This is a genomic window from Mucilaginibacter sp. GW822-FHT03E02, assembly GCF_058801545.1.
Map to the genome: position 1 here is coordinate 6,407,195 of NZ_JBXANJ010000001.1, position 16,993 is coordinate 6,424,187.

Annotated in this window: 16 protein-coding genes; 7 read left to right on the top strand and 9 right to left on the bottom strand. The window is 41.2% G+C overall.

The window, feature by feature from the left end; all coding sequences use genetic code 11:
• Positions 1–134: 134 nt before the first annotated feature.
• Complete coding sequence (locus AC1RM2_RS26855) at positions 135–1,028, bottom strand: helix-turn-helix domain-containing protein (protein ID WP_492988185.1); 894 nt, start codon at positions 1,026–1,028, stop codon at positions 135–137.
• Between the two features lie 1,303 nt (positions 1,029–2,331).
• On the opposite strand from AC1RM2_RS26855, the gene AC1RM2_RS26860 reads away from it, so the two are divergent.
• From AC1RM2_RS26860 to AC1RM2_RS26870, 3 genes are all read left to right on the top strand, one after another.
• The gene (locus tag AC1RM2_RS26860; RefSeq protein WP_492988186.1) at positions 2,332–3,039 is read left to right on the top strand and encodes a carboxymuconolactone decarboxylase family protein; all 708 of its coding nucleotides are present in this window, start codon (positions 2,332–2,334) and stop codon (positions 3,037–3,039) included.
• A 6-nt stretch (positions 3,040–3,045) separates the two neighbouring features.
• Positions 3,046–3,468: a putative quinol monooxygenase gene (locus AC1RM2_RS26865; protein ID WP_492988187.1), complete on the top strand. Its 423-nt coding sequence runs from the start codon at positions 3,046–3,048 to the stop codon at positions 3,466–3,468.
• Between the two features lie 89 nt (positions 3,469–3,557).
• Positions 3,558–4,196 carry an SDR family oxidoreductase gene (locus AC1RM2_RS26870; protein ID WP_492988188.1) on the top strand — a complete coding sequence of 213 codons (639 nt, stop codon included), beginning with the start codon at positions 3,558–3,560 and terminating at the stop codon, positions 4,194–4,196.
• A gap of 227 nt (positions 4,197–4,423) precedes the next feature.
• On the opposite strand, the gene AC1RM2_RS26875 is transcribed toward AC1RM2_RS26870, so the two are convergent.
• The 8 genes from AC1RM2_RS26875 to AC1RM2_RS26910 all read right to left on the bottom strand — a co-directional run bounded on the left by AC1RM2_RS26875 (position 4,424) and on the right by AC1RM2_RS26910 (position 12,604).
• Positions 4,424–5,146 (bottom strand): SDR family oxidoreductase, encoded by a 723-nt coding sequence (locus tag AC1RM2_RS26875; RefSeq protein ID WP_492988189.1) that lies wholly within the window; start codon positions 5,144–5,146, stop codon positions 4,424–4,426.
• Between the two features lie 219 nt (positions 5,147–5,365).
• Positions 5,366–6,385, bottom strand: a complete 1,020-nt coding sequence (locus AC1RM2_RS26880) for an amidohydrolase family protein (protein WP_492988190.1) — start codon at positions 6,383–6,385, stop codon at positions 5,366–5,368.
• A gap of 87 nt (positions 6,386–6,472) precedes the next feature.
• A complete protein-coding gene (locus AC1RM2_RS26885; RefSeq protein WP_492988191.1) occupies positions 6,473–7,132 on the bottom strand; it encodes a TMEM175 family protein in 660 nt (219 codons plus the stop codon).
• A gap of 125 nt (positions 7,133–7,257) precedes the next feature.
• Complete coding sequence (locus AC1RM2_RS26890) at positions 7,258–8,676, bottom strand: carboxymuconolactone decarboxylase family protein (RefSeq protein ID WP_492988192.1); 1,419 nt, start codon at positions 8,674–8,676, stop codon at positions 7,258–7,260.
• 31 nt (positions 8,677–8,707) lie between these two features.
• Complete coding sequence (locus AC1RM2_RS26895; protein WP_492988193.1) at positions 8,708–9,619, bottom strand: alpha/beta hydrolase; 912 nt, start codon at positions 9,617–9,619, stop codon at positions 8,708–8,710.
• A 104-nt stretch (positions 9,620–9,723) separates the two neighbouring features.
• Positions 9,724–10,668: an aldo/keto reductase gene (locus AC1RM2_RS26900; protein WP_492988194.1), complete on the bottom strand. Its 945-nt coding sequence runs from the start codon at positions 10,666–10,668 to the stop codon at positions 9,724–9,726.
• 246 nt (positions 10,669–10,914) lie between these two features.
• On the bottom strand, positions 10,915–11,859 hold the full coding sequence (locus tag AC1RM2_RS26905; protein WP_492988195.1) for an NAD(P)-dependent alcohol dehydrogenase: 945 nt from the start codon (positions 11,857–11,859) through the stop codon (positions 10,915–10,917).
• Between the two features lie 166 nt (positions 11,860–12,025).
• Positions 12,026–12,604: a Crp/Fnr family transcriptional regulator gene (locus AC1RM2_RS26910; RefSeq protein WP_492988196.1), complete on the bottom strand. Its 579-nt coding sequence runs from the start codon at positions 12,602–12,604 to the stop codon at positions 12,026–12,028.
• A gap of 260 nt (positions 12,605–12,864) precedes the next feature.
• On the opposite strand from AC1RM2_RS26910, the gene AC1RM2_RS26915 reads away from it, so the two are divergent.
• From AC1RM2_RS26915 to AC1RM2_RS26930, 4 genes are all read left to right on the top strand, one after another.
• Entirely contained in the window at positions 12,865–13,764 is a 900-nt protein-coding gene (locus AC1RM2_RS26915; RefSeq protein ID WP_492988197.1) for a helix-turn-helix domain-containing protein, read from the top strand.
• A gap of 321 nt (positions 13,765–14,085) precedes the next feature.
• Entirely contained in the window at positions 14,086–14,847 is a 762-nt protein-coding gene (locus tag AC1RM2_RS26920; RefSeq protein ID WP_492988198.1) for an SDR family NAD(P)-dependent oxidoreductase, read from the top strand.
• Between the two features lie 71 nt (positions 14,848–14,918).
• A complete protein-coding gene (locus tag AC1RM2_RS26925; protein ID WP_492988199.1) occupies positions 14,919–15,527 on the top strand; it encodes a TetR/AcrR family transcriptional regulator in 609 nt (202 codons plus the stop codon).
• A 54-nt stretch (positions 15,528–15,581) separates the two neighbouring features.
• Positions 15,582–16,943 carry a TolC family protein gene (locus AC1RM2_RS26930; RefSeq protein ID WP_492988200.1) on the top strand — a complete coding sequence of 454 codons (1,362 nt, stop codon included), beginning with the start codon at positions 15,582–15,584 and terminating at the stop codon, positions 16,941–16,943.
• The last annotated feature ends 50 nt before the right edge of the window (positions 16,944–16,993 follow it).

Below are 16,993 nucleotides of genomic sequence, written 5' to 3' on the forward strand. Positions count from 1 at the left end.
TATGGCGATCTCATAACAATGCCTGGTTAAGTCAGATAATTATTTACAGTCAAATATTTCGAGGCTATTGGCAATCGATTTTCCAACAGATGGCTTATATAAGTTCATCAACATAATAAGCCCTGGTAGGGTCGCTAATTCAGATGCCGATCTCTGAAAACGTTAGGTGGTACGCCAACCTCTTTTTTAAATAACCTGGAAAAGTAGGTAGGGTTTTCAAATCCAAGCAAAAAGGATATTTCTGCAATATTCATCACTCCTTCTTTAAGTAAATTCTTTGCCTCTGTGATCAGATAGAGATGTATAAGTTCCAGGGCGGTTTTTCCGGTTTCTTGTTTAAGCATGTCGCTTAGATAGCGGGACGAAAAATTTAATCTTTCTGCCATGAAAGTCACTGTAGGAAGGCCGGATTCCTGGGTCTTTTTTGTTTCAAAATATGAATGGAGCAGCGCATAAAACTTGGTCGCTACGGTACCCGTTATATCGGCCCGATTTGTAAATTGCCGCTTGTAAAAGCGGTGCGCGTACTTAAGCAGGGTATCCAAATGGCTAAGCAGGATAGTTTTGGTAAAATCATCGGTATTATTCCGATATTCTTTATTCATAATATTCACCAGGTTCCAGATCATCTCTTCCTCGCTGGGCGACAAGTACAGGGCCTCATTGGTCTCATAGTCAAAATAGCCATACTTTTTAATTTGATGATGCAGCGGAGTTCCCGCCAGGAAATCTTCATGTATTAATATCAGAAAGCATTCATCCCTTAACTTGATATTTTTAAATGTGACCGGCTGGCGTGGTTTAATGAACAACAACTTGCCCCGGTCATGGTCAAATTTTGTTCTGCCATGGGTAATGTTACCCGATTCCAGCTGCTGGAAAGAAATAATGTAAAAATTTGCAGAGAATTCTATGTCGTCACCCGCGCACTCGTCTTTATTTCCGAAGGAAATGCTGAACAGCGGATGCTCCGGCGCTTTAATGCCGATGGCATTGCTGAAACTGCTTATTTTATCGAAATGGTTCATGATTTATTTTAATAGGAAAAGCAGTATCCGTAAAACAGATACTGCTAATATACAATCTTAATTTCCCTGGGCAGCAACGGAAACGTCCTGCCACTCTTCCCAGGTTTTCATCCGTTGATCATAAACGTGTTTTATCCAATGGATACCCACCCTGCCCAGGATTTGGTTCGAATGCCATACGGTTCACTTAGATGGTGAACCCCATGGGACTCGGACCATCTAAAAAGCCAATTTCCGAAAGTCCTTTAAGCAGTAGTTCGAAATTTGTCCAGTGTGGACTCAAAATGTAAGCAGCCCGTAGGGAAATTCTTTGAACACTTATTTGAGTTTTTGGAGACTGTTGAACCAATTTTGAATGAGGTTAGAATCTCCAATCCAAACATTTAAATTCAAAAACCATTCTGTGTTAGAAATATCCATCTTTCACGACCTAAAACATACCAGGAAATAGAAAGTTGCATCATGTCTTTTAATACATAAAAGTACAGTGGAAGTCCTTAAAGCTGACGGGAATAGGTTTAGAGCAAAAAACATATTTAGTGAAGTAAATAAATCAGAATGGTGAGTTTGGGAGATTTAAGACCTTCCAACTTTGTGAAAGATGGTAAGCAAAAGATCAATAAAATGAGGTTGATCTGGATTTAATTGATGGTGTTCCGGGGTGAGATACGGAACGCCCTTTTTGTACAGCAGGCACGTAGGTTATGCAGGATTAACGCTATTAACATGCTTATAATCAGGTCGTAAAAAATAGAAGTTGTTTCTTTGGGTTAGCTACATTAGTCTTTAACTAATATTATTAAAAATGTCAAAAGAGTTGTTAAAAAGGAGCCTCAAAATTTGATAACAACAAAACTGAATTATTAGATCTGACTGCCCAACTCGTAGTAGAAATAATAATGGATGAAAGTGAAAATGATAAAGATTTAGTCCCGGAAATTTAAAGAGTATCCGAAACAAATCCCCAAAAGGCATTGTGGCGCCTAAAAAAACAACTTAAATAGATAACTAACAGAGTGTTACTTGTGCGCTGGAAAAACCTGGCAGAAAAAAGATCTTAGCTAAAAAACAAATAAGCAACTAAGAATCAAATTGTTATAGGTTTAAACTTATAATAGTAGCCCATGGAGGAATCAAACCCCTTTTATGCTACTGGTAAATTCTTTAAAATCACCAACTGCTTGGTCAAACCTCTCCGAACACCCAGTCTTTGTCTCACAATCAGGAATAATGGTAAGTATTTCAGGAGTCTGTATAACCAACGACTGATATTTTCGCACGACTTTTGCAGTACAATCAAACAATGATCCGCACAGTTTTAACACTTCTGATAGCAATTTCAAGTCTTACTATGAATGCACAGCAAAGTCACGAATTAAATACAAACGAAAAATATGTCGTATTGATTGCCGCCTTTACTGCAACCGGTAACCTGCCGCGATTGAAAAATGCCCTGAATGCAGGTCTTGATGCCGGATTGACCGTTAACCAGATCAGGGAAGAATTGGTGCAGTTATATGCCTACTGCGGTTTTCCGCGTAGCCTCAACGGCATTACCACTTTCATGTCCCTGCTGGAGGAACGGAAATCCAAGGGTATACAGGACGCGGAAGGACAGGCCCCAACGGCTGTAACCGGCGATAATAAAAGCAAATACGAGGCGGGAAGGAAAACGCTGGAGACGTTAACAGGTAAGCCACAGAACAGTCCGCTCACAGGCGCCAATGCTTTTGCGCCCGGCATTGATGCTTTTTTGAAAGAGCACTTGTTTGCCGACATATTCGGGCGGGGCGTATTGACTTATCAGGAGCGTGAACTGGCAACGATCACAGTACTTGCGAGCTTGCCCGGACTGGAAGCACAATTACAAGCGCATCTTGGCATGGGGATGAATGTCGGGGTAACGGAAGGGCAACTGGAACAAGTTTTTGCCTTGCTGGAAAGCAGCATCGGGAAACAACAGGCAGATGCTGCCCGTACAATACTGACTAAGTTCAAGGTCACTAAATAAAGATATATGAAAATCAGCAATCATTTTTACAGAACGACAGTGTGGGCATCATTCAGGATACTCGGCTGCTGCGGAATGTTAATCCTTTCTATTTTACATGCTAACGCACAAACAGATAAGCGCATGATCCGTATAGCTCAAATTGAAGTTGATTCGACACAACTCAAGGAATATAATGCAGCATTGAAAGAGCAGATGCAAACGGCTGTCCGGCTGGAACCTGGCGTATTGACTTATTATGCGGTTGCCGACAAAAAAGATCCTTCGCGGATAACTATTCTGGAGATCTACGCCGATAGTGCCGCCTATCTAAAACATATTGCAACGCCTCATTTTAAAAAGTACAAAACTACCGTAGAGCATATGGTAAAGAAATTGGAACTGGTAGACGTTAACCTCATCGCGAGTGCGAAGCAGCCCGGGTTATAGAACATTAACGGGCGCCTTAACCCGTATGCATCGGAGTTTCATCCGAAGGATGCATTTATTGCAAAATATACTAACTATAGAAACTGAATATGACAAACGTATTAATACTTGGAGCCGGCGGACAAGTTGCCCGGCACGTGATCGATAGGTTATTACAAAATAATTCCATCCATCTTACTTTGTATCTGCGTAATGCCTCAAAACTGCAACATTTGGAAAGCGGGCAGATTAAGCTGATTGAAGGCGATATACTGGACGGTGAAAAACTTGAAAATGCTATGCAAGGCCAGGATCTGGTCTATGTAAATATAAACGATCAGGAAGATGTGATCGCCGAACAGACGGTAAAAGCCATGCAGACCGCAGGGGTGAAGCGTATTGTGTTCATTGCAGCTATTGGGATTTACGATGAAGTTCCCGGTGCTTTTGGCCAGTGGAACAAACAGATGATCGGGCCTATCCTGGAACGCTATCAAAAAGCTGCAAGCCTCATTGAGACATCTGGCCTTGTATATACGATTCTTCGTCCGACCTGGTATACGAACAAAGATGAGGTTGATTATAAAATCACTCAAAAAGGCCAGCCAGTTACCGGAACCGAAATATCCCGAAAAAGTGTTGCTGACCTGGTGATAAAACTTATAGAAGATCCGAAACTTCATGTTAATGAAAGCCTCGGTATGGAAAAAGCCGGAACGGAAGCTGATAAGCCTGGTTTTATGAATTAAAGAAATAAATGCGAGATAAATGACAAGTAACTTTAAGGTAATAGGTTAAGATCCGACTTGGCGCTGTCTTTTTGTAATCCCGAACAAAGACTGAGAAATAGCTCGGAAAGTCCAGAGGCATTGAAAAAAAAATTAGAATTAAATTAACAGAGGCTGTATCAAAATTAATTGATCAGCCCCTGTTATTATCCGGATACCCAGTTTTTAGTGTTTTAATTAGGGTCTTCTTATGGATTCATTCTTTTAAACATTCCCTGTATTTCAACTGGTGTTGCTTTCGATAGCATTTCGCTATATCCAAAAGTCAATTCATTTTTGCCTTCTTTTAGTTGTTGAAATATTGCCTTAATAAAATCACCTACAGAAGGGTGCTCGCTGTGCAACCCTTTGCCGCCCAGGTCAGTGTTGAGGGCAGGTGGAATCAATTCGATGATCTCTATATTTTTTGATTTCAGCAAATGCCTTAGTGATATGGTAAGCGAGTGAAAAAAAGATTTTGTGGCGCAATAAACGGGTACTTTTGTAAGGGGCACAAATGCCAGGCCGGAAGTTACATTTATGACAGTGTCCAATGATTTGAGTTCTGTGAAGAGTGAAGTCAGATGCAATGGAGCTATAACATTTATTTCAATTTCGTTTTTTGCTTTATCATAAAAGCTCTTGTCTGAAATATCTACCCAGTTTTGAATTCCTGCATTGTTTACCAATACGTTCAAATCACTATGGTGTTCAGCGATCCAGTGATAAAGGTCTGTACGTTCGGATTCCTCCGATAAATCGCAAACCTTGGTTATTACTGCCGGGAATTTGTCAGACACCTCTTGCAGCGCTTCTTTCCTTCTGCCACAAATAATAACCTGGTTATTTTCCTGAATAAATCTTTCAGTCAATCCCAAACCGATACCAGTGGCTCCGCCGGTGATTAAAATTTTGTTGTTTGATAATTTCATTTGTTTTTCGTTAGTATTTCGATGTTTCTAAAAGGCTTTTATTTTATTTAAACAAGCCCTTTACAGTTACAGTAATGATTACTCGTATTGTGGAACAAAGCTCTTGATACTTCTGCTCAAGACTGTTATACGGATTCCTGTTTTACTTACCATTATTCCGATTAGCGTGAAAAACGGCCGACATATACACTTTTTAACTTGCGGCATTCAAAGAGCATACTATAAGCCCAACAATTTTTCGGCATTCTTATAACCGATCTTTTCTTTAGCCTCTTGCGAAATAGGCGCCGTTTCAAGAAATTGCCTGGCGTTTTTATCTATTAAATAAGGGTAATCACCTGAGTAAATAATTTTGTCTGTGCCCAGTTCGTCAATCACATATTTAAGTTGAGCTTCGGAAAAAAGCCCGCTTGGTGTGATATAGATATTGTTTTTATAATAGTCGGAAATTTTGCGATCTAATTTTAAAGTCTTGCTTAATTGATCATCTAAGCGATTTAGGAAAAAAGGAACCAGTTCGCCCCAATGTCCTGAAATGAGTTTCAGATCGGGCAGTTTGTCAAAAATGCCTGAAGCAATTAACCGGACAATTGCGATTCCTGAATCTAAATGCCATCCATATCCTGCCGATGCAAACATAGCCCCCGCAACGGCAGGCCAGTTATTACTCTGATAATAGTGTGCTGCAATATTTGGGGGGATGAAACCAGGGTGCATATACAGAGGTACGTTTAATTCATGGGCTTTAGAAAAAATGGGTAAAAATTCAGGTTCATCAAAAAAACGACCATTGAAAGTTCCTGAAAGCATTGCGCCTTTAAAACCTAATTCCTTCACGGTCCGGTTCAGCTCTTCTCCTGCTGCACTTGGGTCAGCAACTGGCAAAGTGGCAAAGCCGGCAAATCTTGTTGGGTGCAGTTTTATCAAATTAGCTAATTCATCATTGGCTTCCTGGCAAAGTTCAATAGCTAAGGTTTTATCTGTTATATTTTGAGGACTTCCGGCACCATACGAGAGTACCTGCATATCAATACCGCTTTCATCCATAAATTTTATCCGCCGCCCCCCAACATCTTCCATATCTTCGCTGGTTGGCCCAATTTTCATTAACTCCTTTTGCACTAAATCGTTGGGCGCTATCCCACCATTTTCTTTGATGTTGAATGCTGCTACCTTTTGCGAGATGCTTTTCAGGATAAAATGCTCCTCAATGGTAATTATTTTATTTAATGGCTTCATGTCATCTTAATTCTGATTCGTCCTAATACATTTGTGTTTTTTGCGAGAATTTATCCCTAAGAGTTCCGATGGATGATGAATTTGCTGTTAGCCGTCTGGCTTTACTTTATCTGCTTTGTGTTTTTGGGAACCTGAGATCAAACCCAGCGCATAATTCAGCTGAATGGAAATCAAAACGGCAATGCTCAAATAAGGATTTATTAAGCTTAACAAGGCACCAATGGTATAAAGCAGTGAACTCTCAACAACTCTTATTTTAATGGCTTTGCTTATGATCAAATTTTCGTTTTCGCTTATTGAAGTAAAATTATTCTTGTTGGCATAATTCCAATGGAGCGCCAGTATCAACCCAAGCATAATAATATTAAGCCAATAAAGGAATACTGCAAACCTGAAAGTAATGTATTGACTTAAGAAAGCTGTGGTGAATGGAATAGTAGAAACAAAGAGCAAAAAAAACAAGTTGATCCAATTCAGGGTCCGGTTACTTTTAGTAATAAAATGGAACTGGGTAGAATGTGCAGACCAGTAAATGCCCAAGGTGATGAAACTGAGAAAGTAACTCAGGAGTTGAGGAGTTAATCCTAAAAATGCTTCAATCAAATTCTTCTCGGATTTGATGGACTCGCCAACCGGCACCTTGATATTAAAAATAAGCAAGGTTAACGCAATGGCAAACACGCCATCGCTGATTGCCTCAATGCGTTGCGCGCGTTGTCCTGCTATTTGATTGTAGTTGTTTTCCACTGTTTATTGGCTCATTTGAAAATGATTTGAACCAGGCTAATCCTAATAAAGTACTGTTTTAAAATAAGGAGTCTTGGATTTTGATCCCAAACTCCTTTTAAGGGAATTGGTGCTAATGAAAAAAATTATTTACCGGCACCGTCATATACCTCTTTTACAATTTCTGACGCAGAAATAAGTTTAGGCCAGCCTGCATAAAATGCCAGTTGAGTCAGTGCTTCACCCATTTCCTGCCTGGTAATGCCATGCTCAACAGCCCTGCCCATGTACATTCCCAGAAATTGGATATCCCCCGCTGCGATCATTGCGCATACTGTAGCGAGGCTTCTGCTTCTTGATGTTAAACCTGCACGCAGCCAAACTTCACCATATAACAATTCATTAGTATATTTAGCAAAGCCTCCTGCTATTGGAGCGATGTTTTGCTGAATAAAAGCTACCCTGTTTTCATCACCCGGTAAAGCCTCATTTTTATCAAGCATCAATGGGGCGATTGAAGATAATTCTGCTTGTGATATTCCATAGTTTGCAAATACATCTTTTGCAACAGCCACAGCCGACATGGCGTTAGGCACTCCTGAATAGAAAGCAAGGTGAGTAATAATCTCTGAAAGTTCGCCCGGTGTAATACCGTTGTTCAGCGCTTTAATAAAGTAATGGGGCATTGCATTGCTTTGGTTTCTTGCTATCAGGCTTGATAAAGTAACTATGCAACGGTCATGCTTTGACAAACCCGAACGCTCCCAAACTTCGCCGACTAATTTTTCAGCAATATACTTGCCTAATGCAGGAGAAACACTACTTACATCAGCACTTGAAAATGCGGGTTTAGGTGCTGATGTGCCGGTAGTGTTAATTTTAAGCGTTTTTACAATTGCTTCACCAACACTTGCGGCAGATTGCGGATTTTGGCCCGTGATCAATCTGCCATCAACAGCGATGTTATTGTTCCAGTTGGGCGCGTGCTTGTAAACAGCGCCGTGGTTAATTAAAGCATCCTGTAACAGGAATGGAACTACGTTGGTTGACTGCACTTCTTCCTCCTCACCATTAGTAAAGCCTGCCACATTTTTACCTGAGATCAGATAGGAGCCATCGCTTAGTTTTACATTTACCAAAGCTGCAGGGCCGTGGCAAACTGCCGAAACAATTTTCCCGGACTCATAAAATTCCGGTACTAACTTTAAGATTGCGGGGCTATCAGCAAAATCCCACATGGTTCCGTGACCACCTGCAAAAAATATGGCGTCGTAGTCTGACGCTTTTGCATCATCTAATTCCAGGGTATTCGCGATAGCTTTACGAAAATCAACATCTGCCCAATATTTGGAATTAACCGCATCATTGAAATCCTCTAAGCCATCTAATGGGGCTGCTCCGCCTTTTATAGATGCAATATCAACAACAACGCCACTTGCTTCCAATTTCTCCAATGGATGTGTAACTTCGCTCAGGTTAAATCCTGTTGGAATACCTGTAGCTCCTTTTACATTGCAGCTTGTTACTACGAACAAGACTTTTTTTGAACCGTTTTCTTTGTTCATTTCGTTTTTCTTATGGGATTTATTTAGATAATTATAGTGCCTGAAAAAAATCAACCAGCTTTGGTACAATCTGATTTACATATTCAGGTATATCGTAAAGGGCAATGTGAGTTGCACCTTCTACAATGAATAATTCTTTTTTGCCTTTTGCGAGGCTGTAGGCCTGTTCGCTGAACAATCTGGTATCAGCTTTACTTCCGGCAATTAAAAGAATGGGTTGCGTAAGCAATGCGCTTATCTGATCAAAGGCCGAGAAGGCGATCATTCTGTCGGTACCGGTAAACAAATATTTGTTCACTGAATTTGGATGTTGCCCCCTTGGTGTTTTATAATAGTCGTGACCTTCTCTCCATAGATCGGGCGTATTCTCATTGATCTCTTCTTTCGTTTCAGGTACCCAGTGCACATAAAGCAATTCTCCGCCATTTGCCTCTACGGTGCGCTGTTGCCCTACATTTTTTAGCATATCCAGCAAAACAGAAGCGGGGGTTTCGTTTCCAAGGAAGTTTCTGAACCCTTCTCCCATAGGTGCAGCGCTAATTGTGGCTACTGCTTTAAAACGATGCTCTGTTTGTGCTACACTGATTGCATAACCGCCACCTGCACAAATCCCGAACACTCCCATGCGATCTATATCAATGTAAGGAAGCGTTGATAAATAATCGGCACCAGCACGTGCATCTTCCACTCTGGCGGTAGGTTCTTCCAGGTATCGGGGCTCGCCCTCGCTTGCTCCCTGGTACGAAGCATCAAACGTTAATACTACAAATCCATGTGCTGCCAGCCGTGAAGCATACATCCCGATTGTCTGTTCTTTAACACCGCCTGCGGGGTGGATACATATAATAGCGGGATATTTTTTTGTTTCAGTAAAATCCTCCGGCAGATGTATTTCCGCTGCCATCTTCAGGTCTTTGTTTTTAAAACTTGTTGCTTTTTTCATTTTGGTAAATTGAATGCTTCGTTTTTTAAGGATGTAAATGAACTGTGAATGATGCCATCGGTGGGGCTAATTCGGGGTGAGCCTATCTTTAGCGCTCAGTACAATTATATCATTGATTTTTCCCAGGCGCCTTGGGTATCAACACCCGCGTTTGCTGCCAATGCCTCTATCTGTTCTATTTCCTGAATAGTTAAAATAATTTTAGTTGCATTTAAAGCGTCTTCAATTTGTGAAGTTTTGGTTACTCCGATAATAGGCAAGGTATTTTTAGCAATGGCCCATGCAATGGCAACCTGGGCAACCGAAGCATTTTTGCTGCTGCCGATTTCTTTCATTATATCGGTTAATTCTTCTACTTGCGGAAGTACTTTATTGTAGGTATTTGCCCTGGCGCTACCTTCAGGAAGCGGGTTCCGGGTGTTATATTTGCCAGACAGTGCGCCTTGTTCCAGCACCATATAAGCAAAGAACGTGATGTCATTGGTTTTGCAATAGTCAATTATCCCGGCATCTTCGGACGAACGGTATAAAAGACTGTAATGGTTTTGAACTGCCGAAATACTAAAGCCTGCTTTTGCGAGGATGCTGTTTGCCAGCTTAATTTCTTCCAGGTTATGGTTAGATACGCCAACACTTTTTACTTTTCCGTTTTTAAGTAGCGGTATCAGTTCAGGTGTCCATTTATTAACGTCGGTAGGGTTATGAATCCAGTAAATATCTATATAGTCCGTTTCCAAACGCTCCAAACTGCTATTCAGCATTTCCTCAACAGGGTTGCTGGAAGAACCCGCCATTTGTGGAGTGAACTTGGTAGATAACAGGATCTCCTCGCGGGGATACCGTTTTACAAATTCGCCCAAGATAGATTCGGATGAGCCCATGCCATAGGCTGCTGCCGTATCCCACAGATTAAACCCTGCCTTCATGGCTATATCGAATACCTGCTTTAAATCGCCGGCGCTGAGGTTGTTACCGAAAACCTGGTCCCCTCCCGCTAAGCCTGTTCCCCATGACCAGGTACCTAACGCTATTGATGGTAATTTTTTCATTTTCTCTCTTACTTTTAATGTTTTTACAGGACGATGTTGAGTGATTGAATAGATCAATTGACGGAGCGAAGTTCTTTATACTTTTGCATCAGATCGTTATACAGATTCCTGTTTCTCTTACCATTATTTCTGTTCAGGAGTGTTGCTGTAAGATAATTTGCAGTGCCTTTGCCCCAATAAAAAGGCCTTATGACTTTGTTTCATAAGGCCTGTGCATGTCAAAAAAAAGTTGCTAAAACGGGCATTTTAAGATGGGATATTAAAAACGACTTTGCCTAAAGCCCCCTCTTTGATTATAGTTTTATAAGCTTCCTTATAATCTAACATGGGATAGGTCTTGCTAATATGGATATCAAAGCCTTTTAATGCATAATTTGCCAATCGATTTAAACTTTCTGTATCTGATTTCATTAAAAGAATTTCATATTTCTTTCCTGATACCATATTATTTGAAAATGAATGCACAAAATTCCAGAGGGAAGGAGTTACGGTAAAATATGTTGATTCAGGCTTCATCAATTTTTTAGCCTGGCTGAAAGATAATTTTGCGGAGAGTTCAAGGATCATATCAAACTTCTTCTTTAAATCGGTCACCTTTTCTTTGTTGTAATCGATCACATAATCACTACCCCATTTTTTCAACAAATGAAGTCCTTTTGCGCTTGAAACAGCCGTTACAATCGCCCCGTGGCTTTTAGCGATCTGAATAGCAAACATACCCACTCCGGCAGATGCACCATTTATCAAAATTTCCTTCCCTTTTATGTTATTAAGGTTTTTAGTAAGCATCTGTAAAGCTGACTGGCCGACCGTTGGTATTGCAGCAGCCTGCTCAAATGACAGATCCGCAGGCTTCCTGGCAATTTCTTTTTCATTCACCAGGATGTATTCTCCAAGGGCTCCCTCTTTAAAAGGATTTGTTACGCCAAACACGTCATCCCCGGCTTTAAATTTTTGGATACCCTTACCGGTGCTTTCTATTGTTCCGGAGAAGTCGCAGCCAACAGATTTTGGGAATTTCTTGCCTGACATCAGTTTGACCTCACCCATTAAAATCTTCCAGTCAATAGGATTAATAGAAACTGCCTTTACCTTAACCAAAATTTGTTGCGTATCGGGAATTGGCTTATTTACCTCCACAGAATGTAAAACGTCAACACTGCCGTATTGGTCATAGATTATTTTTTTCATTGATTTAATTCTTTCTTAAAAATTTATTGTTCGGGAAAATAATCAGTCGCTCAACGACTTATAAGATCGTGCGTATAAAGCACGATACCGATAACATGGAGGTGATCGTTTTTCGCTGTAAAATTACCGGAACGAAAATTGAATGTCGTTGACTTGGATCAACAAATCATAGGTGGGCAACTCTTCTTCTAACCCTGCTTAGGGTTTCTTTCCGGATGCCAAGAAAGTTTGCAATATAGTGCTGTGGAACACGCAGCAATAGGGATGGTCTTTGCTTAAGAATTTCCAAATACAACTCTTCAGGTGATGCCGATTTAATTCGGTTTGAATTTTCCATTATAGAGGCATTATCAGAAAAACTCTTATGCATTGTAAAGTTCTGAATCCAGGGTGTTTTTACAGCGTTACACATATCATCGCCTGTTATACACAATAACTCGCAATCCTCCAATGCCTGCAGGTTCATGTCTGTGGGCTTTTGCGTTATCATACTTTGGATCTGACCAACCCATGCATTTTCTTCATAAAATTGGAAGATTTTCTCATTACCCTCGGTATCGATCCAATATTCACGTAAGCAGCCTTTTAAAGTAAACGACCAATACTTAGGAACTTTACCCGCTACGTAATGGAACTCACCCTTTTTTAAATGAACCGTTTTAAACAAGTTAAAAAAGAGCTCAAATTCATCTCTGGATATTTGAACGTAAGAGCAGATATGGGTATAGAGTGTATCTGTGTTCATTTTAATTAAGGTTTATAAAACCCTTGATGTATCAAATTTGAGAAAGGAAATTAAATAAAAATCCGTTAATGTAAACCAGTAAACTACCATATAGATTTAAAATGGCTCAATAGATCATTCTAAAGGCGCGAAGTTCTTTATACTTTTGCATTAGGTAGTTATACAGATTCCTGTTTCTCTTACCATTATTTCTGTTCAGGAGAATTTCGGCGGGGACTTTTGAAATACTTAAGCTATTTTCACTTCAAATAACCGAAGTCATGGGAAATCCCCTCAGAATTGAAAGTGTGACCCAGATCAATAACGACCGGGGGCAAAAGACCTTGCATCCATTAGTTAGTGTTCTTGACCAGTCCCTGTCGAAGCCCGTAAAAGAGGCACGTTATATTTCGGACGTATACATGATCTTTTTAAAAGACGAGAAGTGCGGGGAGATGAAATATGGCCGCAGTCATTATGATTACGAAGAGGGAACACTTCTGTTCATTGCACCCGGGCAGGTATTTGGTTTTGACGAAAGTGAAAACATGATACAGCCGACAGGCTGGGGATTATTCTTTCATCCTGATTTGATCCGTGGGACCCATCTTGGTAAATGCATTAATGAATACAGCTTTTTCTCTTACGATGTTAATGAAGCGCTTCACGTTTCGGATGCAGAAAGAGAAATAGTGCTGGAGTGTTTTAATAAGATCCGGTATGAATTAGCTCACCCAATTGATAAGCACAGCAGGACATTGATCGTAAGTAACATCGAAATGTTCCTGAATTATTCCGTTCGGTTTTATGACCGGCAGTTTCTCACAAGAGAACATATTCATAAAGACGTATTGACTGGATTTGAGGGATTACTGAACGATTACTTCCAGTCGGAAAAGCTGCAAACCCTGGGATTGCCTTCAGTTTCGTACTGTGCCGCCCAACTCAACCTGTCTCCAAAATATTTCGGAGACCTGGTGAAAAAAGAAACGGGAAAATCAGCTCAGGAGTACATACAGCTAAAACTGATTGATGCAGCTAAAGAACAGATACTCGATGTAAGTAAATCAGTAAGCGAGGTGGCTTATAAGCTTGGCTTCAAGTACCCCTCGCATTTTACCCGTTTCTTTAAACAGCATGTTGGGCATGCACCCAATGAATACAGGAATTCATTGAATTGACAGGTAAGTAACCGAACATTTATTAGCTGAAACTTCTAATTGCTCTTTAATTAGTATATCAGGAAATAAAAAAAACGCTCAGGGTAATGCTAAGAGTTTTTTTAAGCTTTACAGTAAATTTAGGTACTACCTAACTTTTTTCCGAATTGCTGAGCAGAAATACTTTCAATATTTAGAAAGCCTTTTACCGCTTATTGAACCATAAGAGTATCCAACCTTTTCTGTTTTTAATGTCAGTTTTTTAAAATGATGTCCGTTGCTTTTGTTTTATTGAACACTGTTCAATAAATTTGTCCCGGTTTAAAATTAATCCAGGCAATCATGAAAAAAGCATTGATCACAGGCGCCAGCGGAGGCATCGGGCTCGAAACAGCCCGGCAGCTGGCTCAACAGAATTACCAGGTAACGCTGGTAGCCCGTAACAGGGACCGCCTCGAAAAGGCATTAAGCAGTTTAAGCGGCAGCGGCCACACCATCCTGGTTGCTGATCTGAACAACACGGAAGACCTGCAAAAGCTGGCAACGCATCTCTGCGCTGAAAAGTACGATGTACTCATTAACAATGCAGGTACAGGCACCTACGGCAAATTTACAGATATCCCGCTGGAAGACCAGTTGGCCACTATGCAGCTCAATATGCAAGCATTGGTTACTTTGTCTTATAGCTTCTTACAGAATGCTGTCAAGGGGGATGCGCTGGTCAATATCGGCTCGCTACTGGCCCATTCTTCACTACCTGGCGGTTCTGTGTACGCAGCTACGAAGAGTTTTGTCGCCAATTTCTCGGAATCATTGTGGTGCGAATTCAAGCCGAAAGGCATTTTTGTATTGGGCTTTAATCCCGGTGCGGCAAACTCCGATTTCCATGCAAACGCAGGCGGGCATACCAGTGATTTCCCCAAGTTTGTAATGTCTTCTGTTGAGGATGTTGCCAGAGAACTGGTTAAAGCTCTGCAAAAGAGGCAGAAACCAAGAGTGGTGCAAGGCTGGAAGAATCGTTTTATGCTATTCGGGTTCAGGTTTTTACCCAGAGTTGCCGCAGTAAGCATTATGGGCGGGATCAGCCCCGGCATGCAGAATTAAGCAGAAACACCAATCGGAAATTTCGCCACACGAACGGCGATCTTATATTTGTATATTATAATCATCTGAAAATGGGCATAGCAGAAAGAAAATTAAAAGAGAAACAGGAAATGCATAAACGCATCCTTAACGGTGCGCGTAAGATATTTTTAGAGAAAGGTTATGAAAAAGCCAGCATGCGCAACATCGCTGCCGAGATCAGTTACAGCCAGGGTTCACTTTATTTCTACTTCAAAGATAAGAGTGAGATTTTCCACGAATTGCATAAAGAAGGGTTCCGACTGCTACTCAACCAATTAAAAGTGTTGGACAAGGTAGCTGATCCATTTGAACGTTTAAAGGCTTCCGGGCGCGTTTTTATTCAATTCGCGCAGGAGAACAAAGATTATTATAACCTGATGTTCATTGTTGATGAACCGGTTAAAGATCCCCTGTCTGAGGGATTCCAGATCGCTGAAGAAGCGATCAAATATATGCAGGGAATGGTACAGGAATGTCAGCAGAAAGGCAAGTTCGTAGATTTGGACACAGAATATTTCACTTTCCTGATCATCTCGGTGGTTCATGGTATCTGTGCGCTTTTTTGCAAACACCGCAATTCGAGCTTCGTCGGTAAGACGAATGAAGAGCTGATGCAGAATGGATATGAGTCTTTTGTGGCGCTGCTCGAAAAAAGTTAACCTTTTTTTTCGAACTGTATTGAACACTGTTTAAAATTAAAACAATGATTAAAAATGAAATTTAAAAATCAAACATTCTATCAACTTTTGCTTTTATCGTCGGCCTTACTGGCTGCACCCATTGCAAAAGCCCAGGGCAGGCTGGATGAGTATATCCGGCAAGGCCTTGCCTCTAATGAGAGTATCAAGCAACAAAATTTTGTACTCGAAAAAAATATTTACGCGCTGAAGGAAGCGAAGAGCATGTTTTTGCCCCAGGTAACTTTTTCGACGACCTATACCAAAGCCGATGGCGGGCGTACGATAGATTTCCCCACTGGCGACCTGTTTAACGGAGTTTACTCTACACTAAACCGGTTGACAGGGAGCAATGCCTTTCCACAGCTGCAAAACCAGCGTATCCTGCTTAACCCGGACAATTTTTATGATGCCAAGTTCCGTACAACACTTCCCATCCTGAATGCTGAACTGATCTATAATAAGCGGATCAAAAAGCAGCAGGTAGATCTGCAAAAGGCCGAGGTATTGCTTTATAAACGCGAACTGGTCAAAGAGATCAAAACAGCCTATTACAATTACCAGAAAGCCGTTTATGCTACCGGCATCTATGAATCCTCCCTCCGGCTGGTTGAAGAGGGTCAAAGGATCAATACGAAGCTGTATGACAACAGTAAGGTTAACCGGACCGTTGTGCTCAGAAGCCAGAATGAAGTAAGCCGGATCAATGCTTCGCTTATTGAGGCACGGAAAACAGCAGAATCAGCACGTTACTATTTTAACTTCCTGCTTAACCGGCCGCTTACAGACAGCGTACTTTCAGACGATATTAAAACACTGCCTGCAAGGGAGCAAAGTTTGGGTAACAATGTTGACGGCAGAGAAGAATTATCCAAGCTAAAGATAGCAAAGGATATCAACGGCAACCTGACCGGGCTGGCCAGATCTTATATCGTTCCCAAGTTAGGAACTTTTATTGACCTGGGTTCGCAGGCTTTTGACTGGAAGTTTAACAATAACAGCCGTTACTATCTGTTCGGGGTTTCCCTGGAATGGAACCTGTTCTCTTCCGGCAAAAACAATTACCGGGTAAAGCAGGCGCTTGCCGACCGCGATGCCCTGGCCTCACAAACCGATTATGTGCAGCAGCAACTGCTCACGGAACTTAAGGTACGCCAGGCCGGTATGCAAAGCGCTATCGCGCAATACGAGGCTTCCCAATCCCAATTAAAAACCAGTCAAACTTATTATGGTGATATGCTGAAGTTATACAAACAGGGAATGGTCATTTACATTGAACTGCTGGATGCCCAGAACCAGTGGATCGATGCCCAGCTTCACGCCAATATTGCCCTTTACGACACCTGGATTGCAGATGCAGCCATCGAACGCGCCAACGCCAGTTTCACCATTCAATAAAAATAGGATGATGAAACCATCATGAGCTACCCTTTAAAGGTAATTTAAAT